This window comes from Flavobacterium xizangense, assembly GCF_054075145.1.
The window spans coordinates 1-271 of record NZ_JBSIPG010000104.1 but is presented as its reverse complement, the minus strand read 5'-3'; the positions used below and the strand labels follow the sequence as shown (position 1 = coordinate 271).

The window sequence follows — 271 nt, the reverse complement described above, 5'->3', positions numbered from 1 at the left end:
CTTTGATTTCTGGATATTTTGCCTGTAATTCCGGATCAAAATTAGAAGATTCCCAAACCGAAAAACGTTCTAAATTTCCATCAGTATTTGGAATCGTAATTTCTGAAACTGTATTTTTTGCTGTTTTATTAGACGCTGAAGCCAGCTTAGAATTAAGAAGATTGCTATTTAATTTAAAATATAATTTGCCCGAGCTTACCCCATCTGCTTTTCGCGAAAGCGATGAAGAAGTTACTTTTTGCCACAAAACATCCTGTGCACTCACATTGGC

At 35.4% G+C, this 271-nt stretch carries 1 protein-coding gene; it reads right to left on the bottom strand.

All coding sequences use genetic code 11. From position 1 onward, the window contains the following. Positions 1-271 (bottom strand): hypothetical protein (locus ACWA1B_RS22705; protein WP_456910881.1); only part of this gene is annotated, 271 nt, incomplete at both ends.